Genomic DNA, 23,405 nt, shown 5'->3' with positions numbered 1-23,405 from the left:
ATGGCCGCGGCGACGATGCGCATCGGGGAGCTGGCGACGCGCACCGGCGTCAGTGTGCACGTCCTGCGCGTGTGGGAGCGGCGTTACGGTTTGCTCACGCCGAGGCGCTCCACCGGTGGCTACCGACTCTACGGGCCCTCCGACGAGTGGCGGGTGCGCGAGACCGTGCGGCTGCGCGCCACGGGCGTGTCCACTGCACAGGCGGCCGCCGCCGCGCTCGCTGCGTCCCGACAGTCGGGGCCGCATGACAGCGCCCGGTCGGGGGAGGGCACCGCGACCGCCCGCGACGCACCTGCGACCGCAGTGGAAAGGGGCCGACTGCGCGATCACCTGCTGGAGGCGATCGACCAGTTCGACGGCTCTGCGGCGCACGCCGTTCTGGACGTCACCCTCGAGCAGCTGGGCGTCGAAGAGGCCCTGCGGGGTGTGGTCCTGCCTGTGCTTCACGAGACCGGCGTGCGCTGGGCCGACGGCACGTTCACAGTGGCCCAGGAGCACTTCGCCAGCAACCTGGTCCGCAGCCGTCTGGCCACCCTGACGCTGGCCTGGGACGGCGGTTCCGGCCCCCTCGCCGTGCTGGCCTGCCCGCCGGGGGAGCAGCACGAGCTGGGTCTGCTGGCCTTCGGTGTCGTCCTGGGCCGCGCCGGGTGGCGCGTGCGCTATCTCGGGGCTGACACCCCCGTGGACACCCTGACCTCGGCCGTGCAGTCGCTCCGTCCTGATCTTGTCGTGCTCGCGAGCGTGCAGACCGACCCCCTGGCCGCTGCCGCCGACGAGCTGGGCCGACTGGACCGGAGCGCGCAGCGGGCGCTGCGAGCGGCCCACTTCGTGGTCGGCGGCGCGGGCGCCACCCAGGAGGTGGCCGAGCAGCTGGGGGCCGTCCTCCTGGACGGTGACCCGGTCGAGGGGGCCCGGCTCGTGAACCCGCGGGGCGAGCACAGCCCGTGAGAGCCGCGCACCGCTCCCCCGGACCTCGCTCACCGGTTCCGGCGAGCCAGGGACACTGACAGGGCCGTCGCGAATCCGCACCAGGCGGGATACGGCGCCAACTGCCACCCCCGGCGGGTGCTGACGGTGCCCGCTCGGCGAGCCAGGTCAACGGCGCTGACCGTGAGCAGTGCACTGTGCATGGTCGCCAGTGCGGGCCGTCTGGCGCGGAAGAAACTGGCGCTCCAGGCCGCGTTCAAGGCCAGGTTGATCAACAGGGCACGCTCGAAACCAGTCGCCCTAGCGGCGTCCGGACGGGCCGGTCCGCCACGGGGACCCTCCTGCCCCGACTGCGCGTCGGTCGCCGCTGACCAGTCCTGCTGCTCCAGATCGACCTGCTGATCCAGATCGATCAGGGTGGCTGTGGCGACTGCGGCCAGATCGGCATACAGACCCGTCCAGACCACCGGAAAGGCGAGCGACGGTGGTTGCCAGGCCGGCTTGGCCAACGAGCGATACCACTGGCTGCCGGGGTCCGTGGCCGCGCTTCCCGCCACCGCTGCCAGTGTCACCGCCGTCACGACCTGCGCCGTCCGTCGCAGCGCGGTGTCTGGAGCAACCCCCGCCATCGCCTTGCGCACCGCCGCACGATAGGGCGTCTGGCCACCCGGCGGCGGTCCCACCCGGTGGTCGAGGTCATCCTCTTGGCAGACAACCTCGTGCACAAGCGAGCCGACGAGGGGCTTGGCGACCCCGGCGTCGACGGGCGTGACCAGCCCGACCCAGTGGCTCGCCAGGTGCGGAGTCAGCACGGGGACGGTGACGATGAGCCGTCGCCGCTGGCCGGTTTCCTCGGCGAAGATCTGCATCATCTGTGCATAGCTGAGGACGTCGGGTCCTCCGATGTCGAACGTGCGGTTCACCTGGTCCGGCAGCCCTGCTGCGGCGACGAGGTAGTGCAGGACGTCCTCGACCGCGATCGGTTGGATCAGGTTGCGCAGCCACTTTGGCGCCACCATCGCGGGCAGGCGCGTGGTGAGGTGGCGCAACATGGCGAAAGAGACCGATCCGTCGCCGATGATGGTGGCCGCCTGCAGCACAGCGGTCGGCACTCCACTGTCCAGGAGGATTCGACCCACCTCGACGCGAGAAGCCAAGTGGGCGGACAGTTCTCCGTCGGGGTGCAGTCCCGAGAGATAGACGAGACGCCGGACGCCAGCGCGCAGGGTCGCCGCGCCAAAGCCCTCGGCCAACTGTCGGTCACGGTCTGCGAAGTCTCCACGCCCGTCCATGCTGTGCAGCAGGTAGTAGGCCACGTCGAGTGGTTCCCGGTCATCCGCTGCGAGCGCCGTGTCCAGGTCGGCGGCTGACGTCGCGTCACCCTCGATGACGTGGACCTGGTCACGCCAGTCGGGGTTGAGACGCGAGGCGTCACGTGTCAGGACGCGCACCTGCCAACCAGCCTCGAGGAGACGGGGCACGAGCAGACCTCCGACATAGCCGGTGGCACCGGTCACCAGGGCCCTCACGACCGCTCCAACCGGATCAGGCCGACGTCGATCGCCCCGCCGGCGAAACCGGCCTCGCAGAAGGCCAGATAGAACTCCCAGCGTCGCCGGAACACCGCGTCGAAACCCCCGCCCTCAATGGACCTCCACTCGGACAGGAAGCGCTCCCGCCAGCGGCGGAGGGTCTCGGCATAGTCAGCACCGAAGCGCTCGACAGTCTGGACGCGCAGGCTGGTGTGCGCCTCGGTGACCGCCTCGATGGCCTCCATAGAGGGGATCATGCCACCAGGGAAGACGTGCTTGTTGATCCAGCCGTAGGAGCGTCGACTAGCGAGCAGCCGCCGGTGGCTCATCAGGATCGACTGCACTGCCGCGACCCCGTCGGGAGCGAGCCGATCCTCGATGGCCCGGAAGTAGGCAGGCCAGTAGTCCTCGCCGACCGCCTCGACCATCTCGACGGAGACCACCGCGTCATAGCGGCCGGTGACCTCCCGATAGTCCTGGAGGCGGATGCTCACCCGATCGGCCACACCAGCGCGGGTCACGCGCTCCCGCGCCAGATCCGCCTGCTCTCTCGACAGCGTCACCGTCACGACGTGTGCCCCTCGCTCAGCGGCACGGACTGCCAGCGCCCCCCAACCCGTGCCGATCTCCAACACCTGCGTGCCGTGACCGACCTGTGCCGCGTCAAGGACTGTGTCGATCTTGCGCAGCTGAGCCTCGTGGAGGTCCTGCTCCGCCAGCGGCCGTCCGCGTTCGAAGCGCGCCGAGCTGTAGCTCATGGACGGGTCGAGGAACGTGGCGAACATGTCGTTCGAGAGGTCGTAGTGCGCTTCAATGTGCTGCCGGGCACCGGCAGGGCTGTTGTCGGTGCGCGGCGGGCGCCGGTCGACGGCAAACCGGAGCCGCTGCAGCCACATCGGCAGGAGTGACTCGATCCGCTCGGCGAACGGGAGCATCACGGCGGCCAGATCGGTGCCCGACGCCGGCCTCCAGTCCCCGGCCATGTAGGCCTCCCCCACCCCCACCTTCGGGTCGTGGGCGACGCGTTCGAGCAGGTCTCGCTGGCGCAGGATCTCGATGACCGGGTTGCCGGGAGTCGCTGGCCCGCCTCCCAGCGGCGTGCCGTCCGGCAGCAGCAACTCCACACCGGCCCGTCGGGCGGCCACGGACAGGACGACCCTTGCCACCCGTGCTCGAGGGCAGACCCCACCGCGCTTGCGCCGCAGGCACGCCGGGTCCTCGACCCCTGGCAGATTCAGTCGTCGTGGCAGGTCGGTTGTCGTCATCGGGTCAGGTCCTCATGGTCGGGTCGAGATCGAACTGGCAGCCGGCGCAGCCACAGCCAGAGGCCGTGTGCCCGGATCAGCGCGGAGACCCGGTGGGTCATCAGGGGCAGGCTCAGCGTCGTCCTGAGCACGGTGGAAACGGTGGCCGGGCGGGCCCGGCCGTCGAGGGTGGCGGTCAGGACCGTCTGACCCCCGCGCTCCAGCCGCACACAGACGGCGACGTGCTCACCCAGGAGCACTCGCACGGCATACGACCCGTCGGTGTCGTTGAACGGGGAGACATAGAAGTCCTTGTCGATGCCTGCGCGACCGGAGGCATCGGGGCGCAGCAGATAGGCGTGCCGCTGGCCGTAGGTGTTGTGCACCTCGAGCACGACGGCGCGCACCTCGTCGTCGGCCGTGAGGCACCAGTGGACGGTCAACGGGTTGAAGCCGTGCCCCAGGCTGCGCGGGTGGGCCAGCATCAGGAGCCGGTCACCGGGCTCGACCACGATGTCCCGCGCGCCCAGGAAGCGCGCCAGGTCGCCGCGGATGCCACCGCCGCGGCGGCCTCCGTCGAGATGGTCCTCGGGCCGGAAGACCGCCAGCGGGCGGAGCAGTCTCGGCAGCTCCGGCGGGTCATCGAGATCGACCAGCCAGGAATAGTGCCGGTGCTCAAAGGCATGGTGCAGGGGCGTGCGCCGGCGATGACTCACCCGTCCGACGACGAGCGCCGGGAGGGCCGGCGGGGTCACCCGCTGGCGGGCTCCGGCGCGGACGGCTCCCGCGCTCCTGGCCGGCGCGGTCACCACCGCGCACCCAGCCGGGTCGCGGCAGCGAGCCCCGAGCGCGCACCGTCCTCGTGGAAGCCCCAGCCCAGGTGTGCACCGGCGAAGGCCAGATGCGTGCCCCCGGCCTCGCGCAGCACTGCCGCGGCCGCGACCGACTCACGCGTGAAGACCGGGTGGGCATAGGCCATCTCGGCCACGACCCGGTCGGGGTCGATGTCTGTCCCGGCGTTGAGGGTCACGACGTGGTCCGCGACCGACGGCTCGAGGCCGTGGAGACGGTTCATCCAGTAGCTCACCCGCGCGCCCGGAGCGTCCTGTCGGCACCCGCTCATCCGGTAGTTCCAGGAGGCGCGGGCCCGGGGCGCGGGCAGCACGGAGGTGTCGGTGTGGAGCAGGGTGTGGTTGACGGAGTAGCAGTAGGCCGCGAGCGCCTCCTTCTCGACGGGATCGGCATCGGCGAGCAGGTCCAGTGCCTGGTCGGCATGGGTGGCGACCACGACCTGGTCGTATGCCGTGCGCCTCCCGTCCTCGGTGGTCACCTCGACACCATCCTCGTGACGCGTCACTGCGCGCACGGCGCATCCCCGCCGCACGTCGGGCAACCGGGCGGCCAGCCGGTCGACATACGCGCGGGAACCACCCACGACCGTCTTCCAGGTCGGCGAGCCGCTGACCCGCAGCATCCCGTGGTGGTCCAGGAACCGGAACAGGTGCCGAGCCGGATAGGCCGCTGAGTCCAGATCACCGGCCGACCACACGCAGCTGACCAGGGGCACCACGAAGTGGCGCACGAAGTGGTCGCTGAACAGGTGTCGCCCCAGGAACTCCCGCAGCGTCGGGTCCCAGGTGGACGCGGGCGTCTCGAGCAGCGCCGAGGCCGCGCGATAGAACTGCGGGACCTGACGCAGCAGCGGCAGCAGGGCCGCGGCGTGCCGGGCGTCGTCGCGCCCCCGGAGTCCCAACCCGCCGACGATTCCGGGGAGGCCCCGCCCGCCTGCGTAGGACAGTCCGCAGCCGTCGCACGTGATGCTCATGGACATCTCGGTCTGGCGGGTCGGCACGTCGAGCTCACGGAACAGTCGCAGCAGTGTGGGATAGGTGCGCTCGTTGTGGACGATGAAGCCGCTGTCGATCGGGACCACGCCCCCGCCCGCGGTCGGCACGTCGTGGGTGTGAGCGTGCCCGCCGAGCCGGTCGTCCGCCTCAAACAGGGTCACGTCGTGCGTCGCGCGCAACGCATAGGCGGCCGTCAGACCCGAGATCCCGGCACCAATGACTGCCACCTGTGGCGTCAGCCTGTCCATCGAGCCTCCGTTCCGCTGACCTTCTGCCCTGTCAGCCTTTGTCTAATGTTTGTCTAGACTAGGTTGCACGACATCATCCGCGCAACTGACAGGAGTGCTTCGATGCAGATCGAGCGACGGATTGAAACTGACCGGGAGGCCGCCCGCGTCTTCGCCTACCTCAGCGACTTCGAGACCAGCACCGAATGGGACCCTGGCACTGTCCGCACCGTGCGTGAGAGCGGGGACGGCGGCGTGGGCACGCGCTATCGCAACACCAGCAGGTTCCTGGGCCGCACGGTCGAGGTCACCTACACCGTCGTCGCCCTCGACCCGTCCGGGCACATCGAGTTGCGCGGGGAGAACTCCTCCCTGGTGGCACACGACACCATCACCGTGACCCCCGACCCGCGCGGCGGCTCCACGGTGGTCTATCGGGCGCAGTTCGACTTCCACCGTGGCGTCCGACTCCTGGCACCGATCCTGGCGATCGCCCTGTGGCAACTCGGGAATCGGGCCGCACGCGACATGCGCGAGGCGCTCGCCCGACTGTGAGAGCCACAAGCCGCTGGGCCAACCAGTTGCTGGGCCGATCCTGACCAAGGCTTCACCGCGTGTTCACGCCAACGCGCGCCTCGGCATACAACCCGCTTCTAGATTGGGGGGATGACTCAAGCGTCCCTGAAGAGGATCACCGTTGCCGCCCTGGCGACTGCCACACTGGTCTCCGGCGTGGCCTTCCTGCCCGCCTCCGCTGCCCCGGCCGACCCCGCCGTGACGGCGGCCGATCGCGCGGGAAGACCCGACATGGACGTGCGCTTCTCGACCTTCAACGCCTCGCTCAACCGCGGCGCCGAGGGCCAGCTGCTGACCGACCTGTCCACGCCGGACAACGAGCAGGCCCAGGTGATCGCCGAGATCATCCAGCGCAACAACCCAGATGTCCTGCTGGTCAACGAGTTCGACTATGTCGCGGACGGGGCGGCGGCCGAGCTGTTCCGTGACAACTACCTGGCGGTCGGGCAGAACGGCGCGAGCCCGGTCGACTACCCCTACTACTTCGTGGCACCGTCCAACACCGGCATCCCGTCGGGTCATGACCTCAACAATGACGGCGTGGTCGGCGGTGGTGATGACGCCTTCGGGTTCGGTGAGTTCCCGGGGCAATACGGCATGGTCGTCTTCTCCAAGTTCCCGATCGACACCGACGCCGTGCGCACCTTCCAGAACTTCCGGTGGCAGGACATGCCCGGCAACCTGATGCCGACCGACTTCTATGACGAGGACGAGCAGGCGATCCTGCGGCTGTCGAGCAAGTCGCACTGGGACGTGCCGATCCAGGTGGAGCGCAACCGGACCGTGCACTTCCTGGTGAGCCACCCGACGCCGCCCACCTTCGACGGCCCGGAGGACCGCAACGGCAAGCGCAACCACGACGAGATCCGGTTCTGGGCGGACTATGTCGGGCCGAAGCCGGCGTCCTCCTACATCTATGACGACGCAGGCACGGGCGGCGGCCTCGCTCCGGGCTCGCGCTTCGTGATCGCCGGCGACCAGAACGCCGACCCGCTGGACGGTGACTCCGTCAACGGCGCGATCAACCAGTTGCTCGAGCACCCGCGCATCAATACCTCCAACGCTCCGACCAGCGAGGGTGCCGTCGAGGCCAGCGAGTTGCAGGGTGGCATCAACCTTGAGCATCTGGGCGACCCGGCGCTCGACACGGCCGACTTCGCCGAGCCGCCGGGCAACATCCGGGTGGACTATGTGCTGCCCAGCAAGAGCCTGCGGATCCGCGACTCCGGGGTCTTCTGGCCGGTCTCTGCCGACCCGCTGTCGCGGCTGACCGGCACCTATCCGTTCCCCTCCAGCGACCACCGCCTGGTCTGGGTGGATGTGCATCTGCCGCACAAGGGCTGAGGTGCGCGGCGGCCCACACAGCTCGCTGGCGTGGGCCCAGATCCGGTATGCCGAGGGGCCGGCCCCGTAGAGTCGGTGCCCGGGAGCGCGTGGGCTCGCTCCGGGCAGGAGGGTGACATGACCGAGTTGCTGGTCCAGGACGTGCTGACGTCCGGACGCGAGCTGAGCCGGGCGGACGTCCTGGCCGTCGCCGAGATCGTCGCCGGACAGCTCGCGGACGAGCACGGTCAGGGCCGTCACCACGGCGATGTCGGGCCCCACACCGTCGTGCTCGACCTGGCTGATGCGCCCGCTGTGGTCGGCGATGGCGGGCGCGGTGGAGTCCGCGATGCCCAGTTGCTCGCGCCCCGGCCGGTCCGGCGTCCCCCTGACTGGCCGCAGGCCCCGGAGTGCCAGCCCGGACCCGCAGCCGATGCGTTCGCCCTCGGGCAGGTGCTGCGCAGCCTCGATGCGCACGCTCGCTCCGCCTCCGACGATGTCGGGCTGCCTCCCTTCGTCCAGCACCTGATCGAGCCGGATCCGGCGCGCAGACTCACCGTGCAGGACCTGCTGGCGGCCTTCGATGAGGGCCAGATCCGCGCCTCGCCCTCGCCCGCCTCCGCGTCATCGCTCGCCGCGACGCCCACAGCCGAGCACGAGCAGGAGCCGGCGCCCGCGAGCACCTGGCCCCCAGCTGTCGCGGCAGCAACGGTCTTCCTCCTGGTGCTCGCCGGAGGTCTGTGGTGGACCAATCAGGACAGCAACCCGGTCATCCCCGACGCCACGCCGGTGCAGGCTGCGGTCGTTGATGCCACTGAGCCTCCCACCGACCCCACCGCGACCGACCCGGCAGACGCCACCCCCACGGGGCCGACAGAGGGCGCGGCCACTCCGACGGATGATGCCGGCAACCCGGCACCGACCGGTGAGGACAGTCCCGCTGGCGAAGACACTCCCGGACCTGACGTCCCGGGGGCCGCGGACCGACCGAGCCCGGGCTCCACCCTGGCCCCGAACATCACGGGGGCACCGGACGGCGGCCCCGGCGACGTCGTGGCGCCAGAGCCAGCGGCCGAGGGCACCACCGAGTTCGACCAGGCCTGGTGCCGGTCGCACGGCGACTTCGTTGTCCAGGTGCAGACGGTCAACTACGAAGCGACCATCTGCCGCGACGGCGACGCTGTGAACTATCACGGGGTCAATCTCAGCGACGGCCTCGCGATCCGGACCTCGGCAACCGAGCACGGCGCCGGGTGGACCGGCCACGGCGAGGACGGCATCACCTATGAGGTCTCCACGGAACTGTTCGAGGTGCGCCAGGGCGACACCGTGCTGGCCAGCGAAGATGTGACGACGCTCGTCGACCCGACGCAGGAGGGTGACTTCCGACCCTGGGACCTGCACCGCACCGAACCGATCTCCTATCCCGCCTGCGACGGCGCCGCCATCGTCGTGCTCGACACCTTCGAGAACCTGCAGGGAGTGAATGTCCAGGTTCAGGAGTCACTGGATGCGCACCCTGGCGCTGGCTATCTGAACACGGACGCCTCGTGCGACAGCCTCGGGAACCCCAGCCACGCGCGCGGGAACCAGTTCCTGATCTATTACTGGGCCGGCCACGACGAGGAGCAGGTCTGCGAGCTGATCGAGTCCACCGGCACGCACGGCCTCCGGCTCGAGGACGACGCCGGTCCGGGCGAGCAGGTCGACTGCGGCTGAGACCAGGGCCTGCTCGGCCAAGATCGTCCTTCCCTGCCACGATCGTGCCTGCAAGGACGTCGCGCGCGGAAAAGGACGTCGCGTGCGGAAACCGACGCCCGCGCACGTAGACTAACCGGCCGAGCGTCCCTCCTAGTGGGCCGCCAGGGCCTCTAGCTCAACGGTTAGAGCTCCGGACTTTTAATCCGTAGGTTGTGGGTTCGAATCCCACGGGGCCCACCGTCCGTCAGCATGCCCGTCACCGCCCGGCGGAAACCGTCCTGCGGCAACCACGGCATGCGACGCCTTCCACAGGACCATCTCCGCCCGTCGAGCGAGCGACGCCACCCGCGGGCAGCCTGAGCGCTGCAACTAGCCTGGTGACCATGGTCGAGCAGAGCGGGTGGATGCGTCAGGTCGCCGAGGATCCGGACCACTCCAGCAAGTATGTGGATCGGTTCCGTCGGCTGGCGGCCGAGGGGATGGATCTGGCTGGCGAGGCGCGGATGATCGACGCCATGATCGGCCGTGACTCCCGGGTCCTGGACGCTGGGTGCGGCCCGGGACGGACCGGGGGCTACCTGCACCGCTCGGGCCACACGGTGGTCGGGGTCGACGTCGACCCGGTGCTGATCGCCGCCGCCCAGGAGGACCACCCCGGCCCCACCTGGCTCACGCACGACCTGGCGCTGCTCGATCTGCCGACCCTCGGCATACCCGAGCCTTTTGACGTGGTCGTCAGCGCTGGCAACGTGATCGCTTTTCTGGCCCCGAGCACCCGCCAGGAGGTGTTGCGACGACTGCGTCAGCACACCGCCGCCGACGGGCGAGTGGTGATCGGCTATGGCGCCGGGCGCGGCTATCCATTCGATGAGTTCCTCGCTGATGCCGAGAGTGCCGGGCTGGTGCCGGATGTGTTGCTGTCCACGTGGGACCTGCGGCCCTTCACCACCGACTCCGACTTCCTCGTCGCTGTCCTGCGCCCGGACTGAGCCTGTCGCTGGCGCGGCATCCGCACTACGTTGGGGACAGGCCGGGCGACCGGCGTCCGGCGCGACGCCAGGAGGCACCCCATGGCCAATCACGTGTATGCCATCTCCGAGTTGGTCGGCAGCTCGCCCGACGGTGTGGAGGGCGCGGTCAACAACGCCCTCGCCTCCGCTCAGGAGAGTGTCCGCAACCTCGACTGGTTTGAGGTGACGCAGATCCGCGGACACCTGGGTGAGGGCGGGCAGGTCGCCGACTGGCAGGTCGGCATCAAGCTGGGCTTCCGGGTCGAGAAGTAGGCACGCCCACAAGCCGCTCCGAACACCCTTGGGCGAGCACAGTGATGACCGTAAGTTTCGCGTGTCTGCGGGACCTCGCGTAAGATTAGACAAACATTAGTCATCCATCCAAGGAGCGGTCCATGCGCGCACTCTCCGGCGGGCTCGTCAAGACTGTCACCGGCCGGCGCACCGCCTGGATCGTCGCGCTCCTCGGCCTGCTGCTCGGCGCAGGTGTCATCGTCGGGTTGGGCGAGGCGGATCGCGCCCCGCACCCGACCGACACCCTGCCGGTCGGCTATGAGTCCACGCGCGCGGTGGAGCTGCAGGAGCAGTTGCCCACCGAGGACACGGCGACCGCGATCATCGTCTTCAGTGCCGAGGAGGTGGACGGCGCCCTGGAGGACCTTGAGCAGGTCGTCGCTGCCCTGGACACCGGGGTCGAGGGGCCGCCCGCCTTCGTGCAGCCTGCGGAGGACGGCACAGCGGCGATCTCCGTCGTCAACGTGCCCGCGCAGACCGCGACCGAGGTCGCCGACTCTGTCGCGGACCTGCGCACCGACCTGCGGGAGTCCGTGCCCGACGGTGTCGAGGTCCAGGTCACGGGTCCGGCTGCAGTCCGCGCGGATCTCACCGAGGTCTTCGCCGGGGCCAACACGACCCTGTTGGCCTTCACCGCCTCCGTCGTCGCCATCCTCCTGCTCATCACCTATCGCAGCCCCGTCCTCTGGCTGATCCCCCTCACGGTGGTCGGCCTCGCGGACCGGGCCGCAGCCATCCTGGCGACCCAGGTGCTCGCCGGGTTCGGCGTCCCGTGGGACGAGTCGACGATCGGGATCCTGTCCGTGCTGGTCTTCGGCGCCGGCACCAACTATGCGCTCCTGCTGATCTCCCGCTATCGCGACGAGCTGCGCAACCACGAGGACCGCCACCAGGCCATGGCGGCCGCCCTCCCCCGGGCTGCCGAGGCGATCCTGGCCAGCGGAGCCACCGTCGTCGTCGGCGTGCTGACCCTGCTGCTGTCCGTCACGCCCACCACCCGCGGCCTCGGCCTGGCCAGCGCCGTCGGCATCATCGTGGCGGCGGGCTTCGTGCTGTTGATGCTGCCGGCGGCCCTCGTGCTGTTCGGGCGCTGGATCTTCTGGCCGAAGGTGCCACACGTCGGCGAGGAGGGGCAGGCCGGGCGACGGTCGGCCTGGCGCCGAGTGGGAGACCGCGTGGCGGCCCGCCCGCTGGCGTTCATTGGGGGCACCCTGACCCTCCTGGCCGCCATGGCCTTCGGTCTGACCCAGCTGCAGCTCGGCCTGCCTGCTTCGGAACAGTTCACCGACCAGCCCGAGGCGATCGCCGGGGCCGAGCGCCTGGCCCAGTCCTTCCCCGAGGGCGCCTCGGACCCCACGTCCGTCGTGACTGCCACCGAGGACGAGCAGACCGTCGAGCAACTCGTCGCCGATCTGGAGACCCTCGACGCAGTCGGCTCCGTGAGCGTCGGGGGCCAGGGCGACGGGGTGACCCAACTCAGCCTGGTGCTCACGACGGGCTCCGAGGGCGACGAGGCTCGGGCAGCTCTCACCGACGTCCGCGCCGTGACGGGTGAACTCCCCGAGACCTACGTCGGGGGCACCGCCGCTGAGGCGATCGACCAACTGGACTCCAGCGCGCGGGACCGGGTCGTGATCCTGCCGCTCATCCTGGCCCTGGTGCTGCTGGCCCTGGCGGCCATCCTGCGCTCCGTGCTGGCCCCCGTGATCCTTGTCGCCAGCGTCATCGCCAGCTTCTGCGCCGCCCTCGGGGTGTCGTGGTGGTTGTTCACCGCGGTCCTGGGCTTCAGCGGCCTGGACCCGATCGTGCCGCTCTACTCTTTCCTGTTCCTGGTGGCCCTCGGCGTGGACTACAACATCTTCCTCATCACCCGCACCCTGGAGGAAGCACGCACCGTCGGCACCCGCGAGGGCGTCCTGCGTGCCCTGTCCGCGACCGGCGGCGTCATCACCAGCGCTGGCATCCTGCTCGCGGCAGTCTTCGCCGTGCTGGGCGTGCTGCCGCTGGTCGTGCTGGCCCAGGTGGGCGCCGTGATCTGCATCGGCGTGCTGCTGGACACCCTGCTGGTCCGCACCGTCCTGGTCCCCGCCATCGTGCTCACCCTCGGCGAGCGCTTCTGGTGGCCGCGGCGGGTGGAACCGGCTGCCGCACACAGCTCGGGCGCCTCCGACAGCCCCGTGATCACCGCTGGCAACCCCGTGATCACCGGTCCCGGTCGGCACCGCGACTGAGGGCACCACTGACTCCCTCAGCAGGCGGCACCGCCCAGTCAGCAAACCCGTGGCGCCCCACCTGTCACAGGAGAAGACTGGCGTCATGGAGTGGGCAGCGCTGACGCTGGCCCTGGTGCTCATCCTGGGCCTGGCGCTCGCCCGCGCGCTCCGCGACCGCCGGAAACCGTCCGGTCCTCACCCTGCGGAGCAACCCCGGCGCCGACTCGGTGATCCCGAGCTCACGCCGCAGGACGAGGCGGAGCTCACGCGGGAGTTTGCAGCGGTCGCGGAGGAGAGCGGTCACACCCTGGACTCCCTCCTGGAGCTGCGCGTGCGGGTCCTGACCTCCCGGCGCGTCCCGCTGCGCGCCATCCGCGCCGCCCCGGGACCGCACACCGGACGTCTCGCGTTTGCCGACAGCACGGTGCTCCTGGCCCGGGCCCGCCAACCAGGCGAGCTCTATCGGCTGGCCCTCGCCCTCCCCGACCACGCCATCACCATTGACTCCTGGTCCCACGAGCAGGACGGCACTGTGCTCTCGTTCACCTGGCCGCAGGAGCGCGCGGAGCTGCTGGTGATCGGCCTGGACCAGGCCGATTGAGCAACCACACCACCCAGCCGTATGCCGAGGGGCCGGGTCTGACAGACCCGGCCCCTCGGCATACGCGCACCTGGTCTCAGGCGGAGGTCCGCCGGTAGCGCGCGATCGACAGCGGCGCGAAGATCAGCACGATCAGCACCGTCCAGATCAGGGTGTAGAGCACCGGGTTCTGCAGCGACCACGCGTCGGAGGTGACCGCCGCTGCCGTGGTGTTGCCAAACAGCTCGCGCGCGGCCTGGGTCACCGTCGACACGGGATTCCACTCCGCGAAGACGCGCAACACCGTCGGGAACGTCTCCAGCGGCACGAACGCGTTGGAGATGAACGTCATCGGCATGATCACGATGAACGAGGCGTTGTTGATCACCTCGACGCTCGGGACCAGCAGGCCGACATAGGCCATCACCCAGCTGAAGGCATAGGCAAAGACCAGCAGCAGCGCGAACCCTGCGAGCGCGTCGAACACCGAGTTGCGGATCCGCCAGCCGACCAACAGACCGGTCAGCGCCATGATGATCAGCGTCAGCACGTTGTAGACGACGTCCGAGGCGGTCCGTCCGATGAGCACGGCCGCCCGCGACATCGGCAGGGACCGGAACCGGTCGATGATGCCCTTCTGCATGTCCTCGGCCAGCCCGGCACCGGTGAACGTCGAGCCGAAGACCACGGTCTGGGCGAAGATGCCACCGATTAGGAACTCGCGATATTGCGACGGGTCACCGCCGCCGACGTTGATCGCACCGCCAAAGACATAGGCGAACAGCAGCACGAACATGATCGGGCTGATCAGGATGAAAACCAGGATCTCGGGGACCCGCTTGATCTTGATCAGGTTGCGCTTGGCGATCACCCAGCTGTCGGCCAGCACGGTGAGCGGCGATGTCGACCGGGTCTGGATCGCCTCGCGGGGCTGGGCCGCCCGCGGAGCCTGCGGCACCTCCGGGGTCTGGGTCGTGGTCATCGAGATCCCTCCTCGGAGCCAACCAGCTCGCGGTCCTGTCCGCTCTCGTCGTCGCGCTCCTGTGCCACGTGGCCGGTCAGCTCGAGGAAGACGTCGTCCAGCGTGGGCCGGCGCAGTCCGATGTCGAGCACCACGACGCCGGCGGTCTCGAGCGCACGCAGCACCTCGCCGAGGGCGCGCTGCCCGGTGTCCACCCGGGCGCTGAGTCGCTTGCCGTTGGCGCGCTGCACCTCGCTCGTGGCCACGCCGGCCAGGGCCGCAAACGCCGCCCGCGTGTCGGCCTCATCGCCGACCACGAGCTCCACGCGCTCCCCACCGACCTGACTCTTCAGCTGGTCGGCGGTGCCGTGGGCGATGGCCCGGCCCTGGTCGATCACGATGATGTCGTCGGCCAGCAGGTCGGCCTCCTCGAGATACTGGGTGGTCAGCAGCAGCGTGCTGCCGCCGGTCACCAACTCGCGCAACACATCCCACATCTCCTGTCGTGCCCGCACGTCCAGGCCAGTGGTGGGCTCGTCCAGAACGAGCACCGGCGGCTCAGCCACGAGGGCTGCCGCCAGGTCGAGTCGCCGTCGCATGCCGCCGGAATAGGTCTTGGACGGGCGGTTGCCCGCCTCAGCCAGGCTGAACCGCTCGAGCAACTCCCGGGCGCGCGAGCGCGACCGGGCGCGGCCCAGGCCATAGAGGCGACCGACCATGTCGAGATTCTCGAAGCCCGTCAGGTGCTCGTCGACGGCTGCGTATTGCCCCGACAAGCCGATCCGCGAGCGCACGCCCTGCGGGTCCTTGGCCACGTCAACGCCGGCCACCGTGGCGTGGCCCTCATCGGCGCGCAGCAACGTCGTCAGGATGCGGACCGCCGTGGTCTTGCCGGCACCGTTGGGCCCCAGGAGGCCGAGGACGGTCCCCTCGGGCACACTCAGGTCCAGCCCGTCCAGAGCGGTGACCGCTCCGTATCTCTTGACCAGTCCCCTGGCCTCAATAATGTCTGTCATGGGCACTCCCTCGGTTCTCGTCCCAGCCCTCAATTAGACAGCGCCTGGGTCCGAAACTCATCGGCTTTTTCTGACTCGCTCCGGCCGGACCAGCGTCGTGGGTGGGCCAACTCGTGAAGTGTTGCACCCCGCACCGACAGGGCCCGGCGTCGCGCGACTTCAGCGCCTGCTGTCGGCCTCCACTACGCTGCGGACCAGTCGGCCGCGCCACGCGGCTCCAGCCGGAACGGAATGCCATGGCCTCGCGATCTGGCGGACACCACAGGTGGACCACCCTCCAGCGATCGCTGCCGCGGTGGGCACTGCTCCTGCTCGGGTGTCTCGCAGTCGGCGTGGGCGTCCTGCTCGCGACCCGCCCACTGACGTCGCTGCAGGCCCTGGGGCTGTATGTCGGCCTCGCGTTGGTCGCGCTGGGGGCAGCAGCACTGCTCGACCGCCGAGACAGCAGTGGCGCCGGGGACACCGCTCGCGCCTGGGAGACCGCTCGCGCCTGGGAGACCGCTCGCGCCTGGGGCGCGATCGTGCTGGGGGTGCTCATCCTGCTCTGGCTGCGTCATGACTTCGACCTGCTGGCCTGGGCAGTCGGCGCCGCCCTGGTCATCTCCGGCTCACGCCGGCTGTGGATCGCGGCCCGCGGAGTCGACAGCGGGGCGGCCCGCGGTGTCGACGGCGGGGTGGCCCGCGGTGTCGACAGCAGAGACGGTGTCGACCGGATCGCCGGGGGTTTGCTCGCCGGCGCGGAGATCCTGATCGGTCTCCTCGGGCTGCGCTGGCCGGACCTGACCCTGCTGGCGGCGGCCGTGATCTTTGCCGTGCGTCTCGTGGTGGTCGGAGTGCACCTCATCGGTCGTGGCCTGGCCAGAGCCCAACCCGCCAGAACCCAACCCGCCAGAGCCCAACCTGCAAGGGCCGGCGCCAGTGCCAGACCGCGCCGTGCCTGGGTGCGCCTCACCGGCAGCGCCCTCGCGCTCCTGCTGGCGGTCGGCGCCGGGACCCTCGGCTATCAGGCCCGCACCAGCGCCCCGGCCGTTGACGCCTTCTATGCCACGCCTGGCGACCTGCCGGACGAGCCCGGGGTCCTGCTGCGCAGTGAGCCGTTCACCCGCGACGTGCCCGCGGGGGCCACCGGGTGGCGCATCCTCTACACGACCACGGCTGCGGACGGTTCACCCGCCACCGCCAGTGGCCTCGTGCTCACCCCTGAGGATGCCGACGGCCCGGCCCCGGTGATCGCCTGGGCACACGGCACGACGGGGTTCGCCACCCAGTGCGCCCCGTCCCTGCTGACCCACCCGTTCGAGGCCGGCGCGATGCCGGCCCTGGACCGCGTGGTCGAGCAGGGCTGGGCACTGGTGGCCACCGACTACACCGGGCTCGGCACCCCCGGCCCCCATCCCTATCTCATCGGGGCAGGCGAAGGACACTCGGTGCTGGACGGCATACGGGCAGCTCAGCAGCTCACCGACGCCGATCTGGCCCCAGACACCGTGGTCTGGGGGCACTCCCAGGGTGGGCACGCGGCGCTGTGGACGGGCCAACTCGCTCCCTCCTACGCACCCGACCTCGACCTGCTCGGCATCGCGGCGATGGCCCCCGCCGCCGACGTGACCGCCCTGGCGCAGAGCCTGCCCACGGTCAGCGGCGGCGAGCTGTTCGCCTCCTATGTGATCGCCGCCTATGCGGCCCACTACCCCACCATCACGCTGGAGGAGCAGGTCATCCCCCCGGCGCAGACCCTCGTGCGCGAGATGTCCGACCGGTGCCTGGCCGAGCCGAGCATCCTGGCCTCCCTGGTCTCCGTGCTGTCCCTGGCCCGCGACCAGTCCGTCTATGCCACGCCCCCGACCCACGGAGCACTCGGCGAGGCGCTGGCGGAAAACGTCCCCACCGAGCCCTTCCAGGTCCCGGTCCTCATCGCCCAGGGCGAGGCGGACACCCTCATCCAACCCGCCGATCAGCAGGCGTATGCCGACCGGTTGTGTTCCGCAGGGCAGTCACCTGACTACCGCACGTATCCAGACCGCGACCATCTCTCACTCGTCGAGCCCGAGTCGGACCTCATCGATGACCTGCTGGGGTGGACGACCGACCGGTTCGATCGGATCACGCCTGGGCACGGCTGCGGCGGCTGAGAGCCAGTGACACGGCGCGGCCCGGGACCGGTGTGGTCCCGGGCCGCGCTGCGCGCACAGTCTGTATGCCGTCAGTTGCGGACCTGCGTGAAGGCTGCGGTCGCCGGGTCGGCACCGATGTGCTCATCGGTGTCCAGCGCGCTGATGGCACCCATGTCCTCATCGGTGAGCTCAAACGAGAACAGGTCCAGGTTGCTGACGATGCGCTCCGGGGTCACCGACTTGGGGATCACGATGGTGCCCTGCTGGACGTGCCAGCGCAGCACGACCTGCGCGGGCGTGACGCCCAGGCGCTCGGCGACTCCGGTCACGGCGGCCGCGTCGAGGTCCTTGCCCTGGCCCAGCGGTGAATAGGCCTCGACCGCGATGCCGGCCGCACGGCTGGCGTCCTGCGTCCCCGGCTGCTGGAAGGTCGGGTGGATCTCGATCTGGTTGACCGCGGGCACGATGTCACTCTCGGCCAGGAGCCGCTCCAGGAACTGCGGGAGGAAGTTGGAGACGCCGATCGCACGGACTGCGCCCTCCTCATACAACTTCTCGAAGGACTTCCAGGTCTCGACATACTTGTCGGCACTCGGGTAGGGCCAGTGGATGAGATAGAGGTCCAGGGCATCCAGGCCGAGGGCCTTGCGGCTGGCCTCGTAGGCCGCGAGCGCGGACTCGGCACCCTGGTCACCGTTGCGCAACTTGGTGGTGACGAAGATGTCCTCGCGCGGCAGGCCGCTGGCCTTGATCGCAGCACCCACGCCGGCCTCGTTGTAATAGGCCGCCGCCGTGTCGATGTGGCGGTAGCCGGCAGCGAGGGCCGCCTCGACGTTGCGCTGCGTCTGGTCCTCCGGCACCTGGAAGACGCCGTAGCCGACCTGCGGGATCGTCACGCCGTTGTTGAGCTCGATGTTGGGGATGCTGGAGTTCGTCATACCTGTGCCTACACCCGAGACGGTTGACGTATTCCGGGCACGATCGCAGGCGGACGCGCGTACGGTAGAAGCCCGCAAGGTTGGCGAACACGAGGGATCTGCCGATGACCGAAGAACGCATCGCGCTGAGCGCCAGTCAGGTTCTCACCGTGCGACACCACTCACCAGACGTGCTCGAGGTGGACTCCGTCTGGCAGCAGGGTCCGCCGCCGCCCAAACACTCCCACCCACAGCAGTCAGAGGAGTTCACGGTCCGCGAGGGAGAGCTGACCGTCGAGCTCGGGACTGATCCCACACGGGTCTTCCAGGCCGGCGAGACCGTGACGGTTCCACCAGGCACGCCGCACCGGATGTGGAGTGCTGGGCCGAACGGGGCCCGAGCCACCTGGACGATCACACCGGCGCTGCGCACCCTGGACCTGTTCCGCTACATCGCCGGGGGCACGAAGCTGCCTCGGGCACTGCGGATGCTGTGGCGCTTCCGGCATGAATACCGGCTGAGCCGCTGACCTGTCGGTTGGGTCGAGCCCCGCCGAGCACTGATGATCAGTTGTTGGCCAGTGTGGTCAACGCATCTGGCAGGGACGCCTCCAGCAGAGCGCCGGCCGTTTCCTCGTCAACACCGTCCGCCATCAGGGTGACCCCGATCACGAGCCCGTCGCTGTGCCACAGGGACGTGCAGAAACCGGTCTCGGGGCAGATGGTCACGGTGTCGCCGGACACATCCCCGTCGGCCGACAGGCCCAGGTCACCCAGGAACGTCGCGAAGTCAGTGTGTCCGGACAGGTCCACGGCCACCATGCCCCCGGCCGTCCCGAAGTCCGAGTCGTGGGGATTCCCGTCCGAGTCGCCGCCACAGGCCACGCCCATCAGGTCCGGGCTGATGTCCTCATACTCATTCCACTCGATCTCAGTTGCCCACCCCTCGAGCGTGGTGTCCGCAAGGCCCACCTCCGCCATCCGCTCCTCAAGCACGCTGACCTCGAGCACCGGGCACCCGGGGATGTCCGTGCTCGTGGTCGGTGTCTCGGGCTTGTTCGCCTCGAGGTAGCGGGCCAGCCCAGCACGGGCGGCCTCGACGTCACCACCAACTTCACCACCGCCAGCCTCGCCACCGTCGGTCTCGCCACCGTCGGTCTCGCCACCGTCGGTCTCGTCGGCAGCGTCCTGCTCGACAGAGCCACCGGTCGCCCCCGTCTCGGCAGCAGCCGCCTCGGCGCTGCTCCCCTCCGCAGCGCTGCTCCCCTCCACGACCTCGGGCGCCTCCTCGGACCCACAGGCGGCAAGGGTCAGGACCAGGGCGGTGGCGGCCAGTGCAACGGTGGACCGGCGGGTGCGCATCATCGGCTTCATGACACAGGGACGTTAGCTGTCACCGATCGGTTCCTCCACCGAGTCCTTGGCCACTCCCGACGTGCTTGTGGCTCAACCGATCTCGGCCGATGCCAACGCCCGGGTGAGGGCGGCCGCCTTGACCCGGGTCTCGGCATACTCCTCGTCGGGGTCGGAGAGCGCGGTGATCGCGCCTCCCACGCCGAACTCGGCGACACCGTCAGTCAGCGTGACGGTGCGGATCACGATCGAGAGGTCCATCGCGCCGTCCAGCCCGATCCATCCCAGGGCACCGGAATAGACGCCACGGGGACCGCCCTCAAGGCGGTCCAGGATCTCCATCGTGCGGACCTTGGGCGCACCAGTCATCGAGCCACCCGGGAAGCAGGTGCCGATCACGTCGAGACAATCCATGCCGTCGGTCAGGCGCCCGCGCACGGTCGAGACCAACTGATGGACCGTGGCATAGCTCTCCACCTCGAAGATCCCCGGCACGTGCACGGACCCGGACCGGCAGACCCGGTGCAGGTCGTTGCGGAGCAGGTCGACGATCATCAGGTTCTCGGCCCGGTCCTTGACCGAGCTGCGCAGCTCCTCGGCCAGCGCAGCGTCGACCGCGGCGTCGTCTCCGCGCGGCCGAGTGCCCTTGATCGGTCGGGCCTCCACGAAGCCGTCGGCGGTCACCGAGACGAACCGTTCGGGCGAGGCGCTGATCACTGTCGGCCCGGGTCCGCGCAGCCACGCAGCAAAAGGCACGGGGCTGCCCGTGCGCATCCCTGCCGCAAGCGCGGTCTCGTCGACCGGCACGGGCCAGGTGGCGGCGTTGGTCAGACAGATCTCATAGGACTCGCCTGCCCGGATCTCCCTCTGGCACTGCGCGATCCGGTCCAGATACGCCGCTTCTGTATGCCGCCAGTCGGGTTCCACGTCCCCGTCCGTCATCCCCTCGGCCATCTCGTCAGCCGTCCCGTCGGCCAGCCCGTCCGCCATCCCGTCAGCCATCTCGTCAGCCGTCCCGTCCAACTGCATGGATCCTTCACGCTGACCCGCCGTCCGAGCGTGAAGTGTGCGTGCAGGTGCACCCTCGCTGGCGGGCCGCACGGTGGCGGGCTGCACGCTGGCCTGCTGACTGGTGATCTGCGTCAGCGCCTCCTGCGCTCGGGCGACCCAGTCCTCCTGCTCTGCTCGAGTCGCGGTGTCCCACAGATAGACCGCGTGGACCGTGCCGTCCTCGTGGTCGACCACCAGCGCCCGGTCTGCAAACACCAGTCGGGCGTCCGGGAACGGCGAGACATGGGCCGCGCTGCCATCGAACTCGGCCTTGAGCTCATAGCCGAGGTAGCCCACGAAGCCGGGCCGGAACGCCGTGGGCACGGCGCCCCCTGCGGTGCCTATTGGCTGCCCCGTATTTCGGGGCAGACAATAGGCAGCCGAGTCACCGCTCACTGCGAACCGATCTCGCAGCGTCGCCAGGTTGGGCAACAGGGGACCCTCGAGGTGCTCGCCGGTCGACAAGGTGGTGACTGAGGCCCCGACGCCGACGCCGACGCCGACCCCGACGCGATGGCTCACCACATAGGAGAGCGGTCCGGACGCGTCACCCAACACCGAGCAGCGCAGGGCCTGCGCCGGCGGGCCGGCTGCTGGCTCCCGACCACCGGAGGCCCTCCTGCCGCTGGACACGCTCTGCCGACCACCGGCCGAGGCGTCGAGCCAAAAGGCCGTCAGGCTCGCGGCATACAGCTGGTGGTGCAGTGCCCAGGTGTCGCTGATCTGTCCCACGACCACCGAGGCCAGCTGCACCGGCCGTGCGTCATGCCTGCTCGCCCGAGCGTGCTGGTGGACATCGCCGACCGCGACCGGCTGCCCACCCGCGGTATCCGGAGCGCGGGTCACTCCCGCCAGGGTCAGGAAGTTGGCGATCAGTTGGTCGCCGTGCTCAGACAGCACCGACTCCGGATGGAACTGCAGGCCCCAGCGCCGAGCCCCGAGGTCGGCGAGCGCCATGACGGTGCCGTCGTCGGCCGCGCGGGCCGTCACAGCCAGCGGCGAGGAGTCGCTGGGCTGGACCTCCAGCGAGTGATAACGGACCACGGAGAAAGGTGAGGGCACGCCCTCGAAGAGTCCGGTCCCGTCGTGCAGCACCTCGCTGACCCGGCCGTGCATGGGCTCAGCGAGCTCGACCACCTCGTCGCCCGCGAGGTGCGCCAGGCCCTGGTGGCCCAGGCAGATCCCGAGCACCGGGACCTCACGCTGTCGCAGCGCGAGGGTGCTCAGCCCCATGTCGAGGGCACGCTGCGGACGCCCCGGGCCAGGGCCGACGACGATGGCGTCGAAGTCGCTCAGGTCGTCGGCGTGATGGTCGTGGTGCCACACCGTCGGTGCCTGACCGAGGACGCGGTGGAGCAGGTCGGCGATGTTGTAGGTGAAGCTGTCGACGTTGTCGATCAGCAGCACGCGGGGCAAGTCTCAGCCCCTGGGACGCAGGCGCACCCCTGGCATGGGCGGGGCCGGCAGCGGGTCACCGGGATAGTCGAACCGGCCGAACGGGGTGTCGGCATCCTGCTCGACCCGGTCCTGCCAGAGCTCGCGGGAGGCCACGATCTCGTCGTGGTCGCGGCCGATGAAGTTCCACCACATGACGATCTGCTCACCGAAGGGCGTGCCGCCGAGGATGATCACGCGGCCGCCGTGCTCACCAGCGTGGATGTCCACCGACTCCTGGCCTGGTGCGAGATAGGCCAGGTCGTGGGCGGCGACCTGCTCCGGGCCGACGCACACGGGGCCGCCGTCGACGAGGACACCGTGCTCGAACGACGGGTCCAGGCGCAGCGTCACCACGGCCCCCGGCTGCAGCGTGAGCTCCGCGCCGAGCAGCGGAGAGTAGGTCTTCACCGGCGAGGTGACTGGCCAATCCACTGTCGGGTCGTCCACGGAGAGGCTGCCCAGGAAGACCGAGAGACGGCCGGCCTCGAGGTCGACTGGCTCCGGGGCGAAGTGCTCGAAGCCGGGGTCGACGAAGCGCGACTCCTGGGGCAGGGCCGTCCACAGCTGGACTCCGTGCAGGATCCGGGTCTGCGGGGTGGACACCTCCGAGTGCGAGACGCCCCGACCCGACGTCATCAGGTTGAGCTCGCCCGGGCGAACCATCGCGTGCACGCCCGTGCTGTCGCGGTGCTCGACCTCACCGGTGAACAGCCAGGAGACCGTCTGCAGTCCGGTGTGCGGGTGCGGCGGGACCTTCATCCCTCCGGTTTGCTCCACCGAGTCCGGCCCGTAGTGGTCCGCGAAGCACCACGCACCGATCATCGTGCGGGTCTTGGTCGGCAGTGTCCGTCGCACCAGCATCGCCCGCGGTCCGCCGAGCGGCACCTCGCGCGGGGCGATGATCTCCAGAGTGGCGTCTGTGGCGTCTTCGCCACACTCGACCTCGGGCGGGGCGACCTCGAGATTGCTCATGGCCTCGAGCCTAGTCAGGTCACCCGCCACGAGCCACCATCACGCCCGCGCACCCGTCCCCAGGAGCAGGTGCTGGCCGAGATCGACTGGTCCTGATTGCGGTTCGCGCCC

20 protein-coding genes and 1 tRNA gene are annotated in these 23,405 nt (G+C 69.9%); 11 read left to right on the top strand and 10 right to left on the bottom strand.

Features of this window, described 5'->3' with window-relative positions:
- Positions 1 to 948 (top strand): MerR family transcriptional regulator, encoded by a 948-nt coding sequence (locus NF556_RS03115; RefSeq protein ID WP_252595686.1) that lies wholly within the window; start codon positions 1 to 3, stop codon positions 946 to 948.
- Between the two features lie 29 nt (positions 949 to 977).
- Here NF556_RS03115 and NF556_RS03110 read toward each other — a convergent pair whose 3' ends face one another.
- The 4 genes from NF556_RS03110 to NF556_RS03095 are packed head-to-tail and all read right to left on the bottom strand — an operon-like array spanning position 978 to position 5,798.
- Entirely contained in the window at positions 978 to 2,456 is a 1,479-nt protein-coding gene (locus NF556_RS03110; protein ID WP_252594041.1) for a tryptophan-rich sensory protein, read from the bottom strand.
- Complete coding sequence (locus tag NF556_RS03105; protein ID WP_252594040.1) at positions 2,453 to 3,724, bottom strand: SAM-dependent methyltransferase; 1,272 nt, start codon at positions 3,722 to 3,724, stop codon at positions 2,453 to 2,455. The genes NF556_RS03110 and NF556_RS03105 overlap by 4 nt, the downstream gene beginning before the upstream one ends.
- On the bottom strand, positions 3,721 to 4,512 hold the full coding sequence (locus NF556_RS03100; RefSeq protein WP_252594039.1) for a DUF1365 domain-containing protein: 792 nt from the start codon (positions 4,510 to 4,512) through the stop codon (positions 3,721 to 3,723). Before NF556_RS03100 ends, NF556_RS03105 begins: the two co-directional genes overlap by 4 nt.
- On the bottom strand, positions 4,509 to 5,798 hold the full coding sequence (locus NF556_RS03095; RefSeq protein ID WP_252594037.1) for an NAD(P)/FAD-dependent oxidoreductase: 1,290 nt from the start codon (positions 5,796 to 5,798) through the stop codon (positions 4,509 to 4,511). The genes NF556_RS03100 and NF556_RS03095 overlap by 4 nt, the downstream gene beginning before the upstream one ends.
- A gap of 102 nt (positions 5,799 to 5,900) precedes the next feature.
- On the opposite strand from NF556_RS03095, the gene NF556_RS03090 reads away from it, so the two are divergent.
- From NF556_RS03090 to NF556_RS03055, 8 genes are all read left to right on the top strand, one after another.
- On the top strand, positions 5,901 to 6,332 hold the full coding sequence (locus NF556_RS03090) for an SRPBCC family protein (RefSeq protein ID WP_252594035.1): 432 nt from the start codon (positions 5,901 to 5,903) through the stop codon (positions 6,330 to 6,332).
- 111 nt (positions 6,333 to 6,443) lie between these two features.
- A complete protein-coding gene (locus NF556_RS03085) occupies positions 6,444 to 7,697 on the top strand; it encodes an endonuclease/exonuclease/phosphatase family protein (protein WP_425606962.1) in 1,254 nt (417 codons plus the stop codon).
- Between the two features lie 117 nt (positions 7,698 to 7,814).
- Complete coding sequence (locus NF556_RS03080; protein WP_252594034.1) at positions 7,815 to 9,395, top strand: hypothetical protein; 1,581 nt, start codon at positions 7,815 to 7,817, stop codon at positions 9,393 to 9,395.
- Positions 9,396 to 9,541: 146 nt separating this feature from the next.
- A tRNA-Lys gene (locus tag NF556_RS03075) sits at positions 9,542 to 9,614 on the top strand.
- Positions 9,615 to 9,760: 146 nt separating this feature from the next.
- Entirely contained in the window at positions 9,761 to 10,366 is a 606-nt protein-coding gene (locus tag NF556_RS03070) for a class I SAM-dependent methyltransferase (protein ID WP_252594033.1), read from the top strand.
- An 81-nt stretch (positions 10,367 to 10,447) separates the two neighbouring features.
- Positions 10,448 to 10,660: a dodecin gene (locus NF556_RS03065; protein ID WP_252594032.1), complete on the top strand. Its 213-nt coding sequence runs from the start codon at positions 10,448 to 10,450 to the stop codon at positions 10,658 to 10,660.
- 122 nt (positions 10,661 to 10,782) lie between these two features.
- Positions 10,783 to 12,912, top strand: coding sequence for an MMPL family transporter (locus NF556_RS03060; RefSeq protein ID WP_252594030.1), 2,130 nt, complete (start codon positions 10,783 to 10,785; stop codon positions 12,910 to 12,912).
- Between the two features lie 85 nt (positions 12,913 to 12,997).
- Positions 12,998 to 13,495, top strand: coding sequence for a hypothetical protein (locus NF556_RS03055; protein WP_252594029.1), 498 nt, complete (start codon positions 12,998 to 13,000; stop codon positions 13,493 to 13,495).
- A gap of 76 nt (positions 13,496 to 13,571) precedes the next feature.
- On the opposite strand, the gene NF556_RS03050 is transcribed toward NF556_RS03055, so the two are convergent.
- Together NF556_RS03050 and NF556_RS03045 are read right to left on the bottom strand one after the other, a co-directional pair.
- Entirely contained in the window at positions 13,572 to 14,456 is an 885-nt protein-coding gene (locus tag NF556_RS03050; RefSeq protein WP_252594028.1) for an ABC transporter permease, read from the bottom strand.
- Positions 14,453 to 15,451: an ATP-binding cassette domain-containing protein gene (locus NF556_RS03045; protein WP_252594027.1), complete on the bottom strand. Its 999-nt coding sequence runs from the start codon at positions 15,449 to 15,451 to the stop codon at positions 14,453 to 14,455. The genes NF556_RS03050 and NF556_RS03045 overlap by 4 nt, the downstream gene beginning before the upstream one ends.
- A gap of 236 nt (positions 15,452 to 15,687) precedes the next feature.
- Between NF556_RS03045 and NF556_RS03040 the strand changes: the two genes are divergently transcribed.
- Complete coding sequence (locus NF556_RS03040; RefSeq protein ID WP_252594026.1) at positions 15,688 to 17,583, top strand: lipase family protein; 1,896 nt, start codon at positions 15,688 to 15,690, stop codon at positions 17,581 to 17,583.
- Between the two features lie 71 nt (positions 17,584 to 17,654).
- Here NF556_RS03040 and NF556_RS03035 read toward each other — a convergent pair whose 3' ends face one another.
- Positions 17,655 to 18,503 (bottom strand): aldo/keto reductase, encoded by an 849-nt coding sequence (locus tag NF556_RS03035; protein ID WP_252594025.1) that lies wholly within the window; start codon positions 18,501 to 18,503, stop codon positions 17,655 to 17,657.
- 104 nt (positions 18,504 to 18,607) lie between these two features.
- Here NF556_RS03035 and NF556_RS03030 point away from each other — a divergent pair, with 104 nt between their 5' ends.
- The gene (locus NF556_RS03030; protein WP_252594024.1) at positions 18,608 to 19,012 is read left to right on the top strand and encodes a cupin domain-containing protein; all 405 of its coding nucleotides are present in this window, start codon (positions 18,608 to 18,610) and stop codon (positions 19,010 to 19,012) included.
- 37 nt (positions 19,013 to 19,049) lie between these two features.
- Here the strand turns inward: NF556_RS03030 and NF556_RS03025 are convergent, their stop codons facing one another.
- From NF556_RS03025 to NF556_RS03015, 3 genes are all read right to left on the bottom strand, one after another.
- Complete coding sequence (locus NF556_RS03025) at positions 19,050 to 19,856, bottom strand: hypothetical protein (RefSeq protein WP_252594023.1); 807 nt, start codon at positions 19,854 to 19,856, stop codon at positions 19,050 to 19,052.
- 72 nt (positions 19,857 to 19,928) lie between these two features.
- Positions 19,929 to 22,292: an aminodeoxychorismate synthase component I gene (gene pabB, locus NF556_RS03020; protein WP_252594022.1), complete on the bottom strand. Its 2,364-nt coding sequence runs from the start codon at positions 22,290 to 22,292 to the stop codon at positions 19,929 to 19,931.
- 12 nt (positions 22,293 to 22,304) lie between these two features.
- Positions 22,305 to 23,294, bottom strand: a complete 990-nt coding sequence (locus NF556_RS03015; RefSeq protein ID WP_252594021.1) for a pirin family protein — start codon at positions 23,292 to 23,294, stop codon at positions 22,305 to 22,307.
- Positions 23,295 to 23,405: the final 111 nt, after the last annotated feature.

Origin of the sequence: Ornithinimicrobium faecis, from assembly GCF_023923225.1 — a bacterium.
In the GTDB taxonomy this organism is placed as follows: Bacteria; Actinomycetota; Actinomycetes; order Actinomycetales; family Dermatophilaceae; genus Ornithinicoccus; species Ornithinicoccus faecis.
This window is presented reverse-complemented; position numbering and strand designations above follow the sequence as displayed.

Excerpts from the sequence above, each read along its gene's own strand:
- NF556_RS03045 (WP_252594027.1), bottom strand. The coding sequence starts at position 15,451 with ATGACAGACATTATTGAGGCCAGGGGACTGGTCAAGAGATACGGAGCG.
- NF556_RS03030 (WP_252594024.1), top strand. The coding sequence starts at position 18,608 with ATGACCGAAGAACGCATCGCGCTGAGCGCCAGTCAGGTTCTCACCGTG.
- NF556_RS03080 (WP_252594034.1), top strand. The coding sequence starts at position 7,815 with ATGACCGAGTTGCTGGTCCAGGACGTGCTGACGTCCGGACGCGAGCTG.
- NF556_RS03025 (WP_252594023.1), bottom strand. The coding sequence starts at position 19,856 with ATGAAGCCGATGATGCGCACCCGCCGGTCCACCGTTGCACTGGCCGCC.
- NF556_RS03095 (WP_252594037.1), bottom strand. The coding sequence starts at position 5,798 with ATGGACAGGCTGACGCCACAGGTGGCAGTCATTGGTGCCGGGATCTCG.
- NF556_RS03105 (WP_252594040.1), bottom strand. The coding sequence starts at position 3,724 with ATGACGACAACCGACCTGCCACGACGACTGAATCTGCCAGGGGTCGAG.
- NF556_RS03050 (WP_252594028.1), bottom strand. The coding sequence starts at position 14,456 with ATGACCACGACCCAGACCCCGGAGGTGCCGCAGGCTCCGCGGGCGGCC.
- NF556_RS03115 (WP_252595686.1), top strand. The coding sequence starts at position 1 with ATGGCCGCGGCGACGATGCGCATCGGGGAGCTGGCGACGCGCACCGGC.
- NF556_RS03085 (WP_425606962.1), top strand. The coding sequence starts at position 6,444 with ATGACTCAAGCGTCCCTGAAGAGGATCACCGTTGCCGCCCTGGCGACT.
- NF556_RS03065 (WP_252594032.1), top strand. The coding sequence starts at position 10,448 with ATGGCCAATCACGTGTATGCCATCTCCGAGTTGGTCGGCAGCTCGCCC.
- NF556_RS03040 (WP_252594026.1), top strand. The coding sequence starts at position 15,688 with ATGGCCTCGCGATCTGGCGGACACCACAGGTGGACCACCCTCCAGCGA.
- NF556_RS03070 (WP_252594033.1), top strand. The coding sequence starts at position 9,761 with ATGGTCGAGCAGAGCGGGTGGATGCGTCAGGTCGCCGAGGATCCGGAC.
- NF556_RS03090 (WP_252594035.1), top strand. The coding sequence starts at position 5,901 with ATGCAGATCGAGCGACGGATTGAAACTGACCGGGAGGCCGCCCGCGTC.
- NF556_RS03035 (WP_252594025.1), bottom strand. The coding sequence starts at position 18,503 with ATGACGAACTCCAGCATCCCCAACATCGAGCTCAACAACGGCGTGACG.
- NF556_RS03015 (WP_252594021.1), bottom strand. The coding sequence starts at position 23,294 with ATGAGCAATCTCGAGGTCGCCCCGCCCGAGGTCGAGTGTGGCGAAGAC.
- NF556_RS03055 (WP_252594029.1), top strand. The coding sequence starts at position 12,998 with ATGGAGTGGGCAGCGCTGACGCTGGCCCTGGTGCTCATCCTGGGCCTG.
- NF556_RS03060 (WP_252594030.1), top strand. The coding sequence starts at position 10,783 with ATGCGCGCACTCTCCGGCGGGCTCGTCAAGACTGTCACCGGCCGGCGC.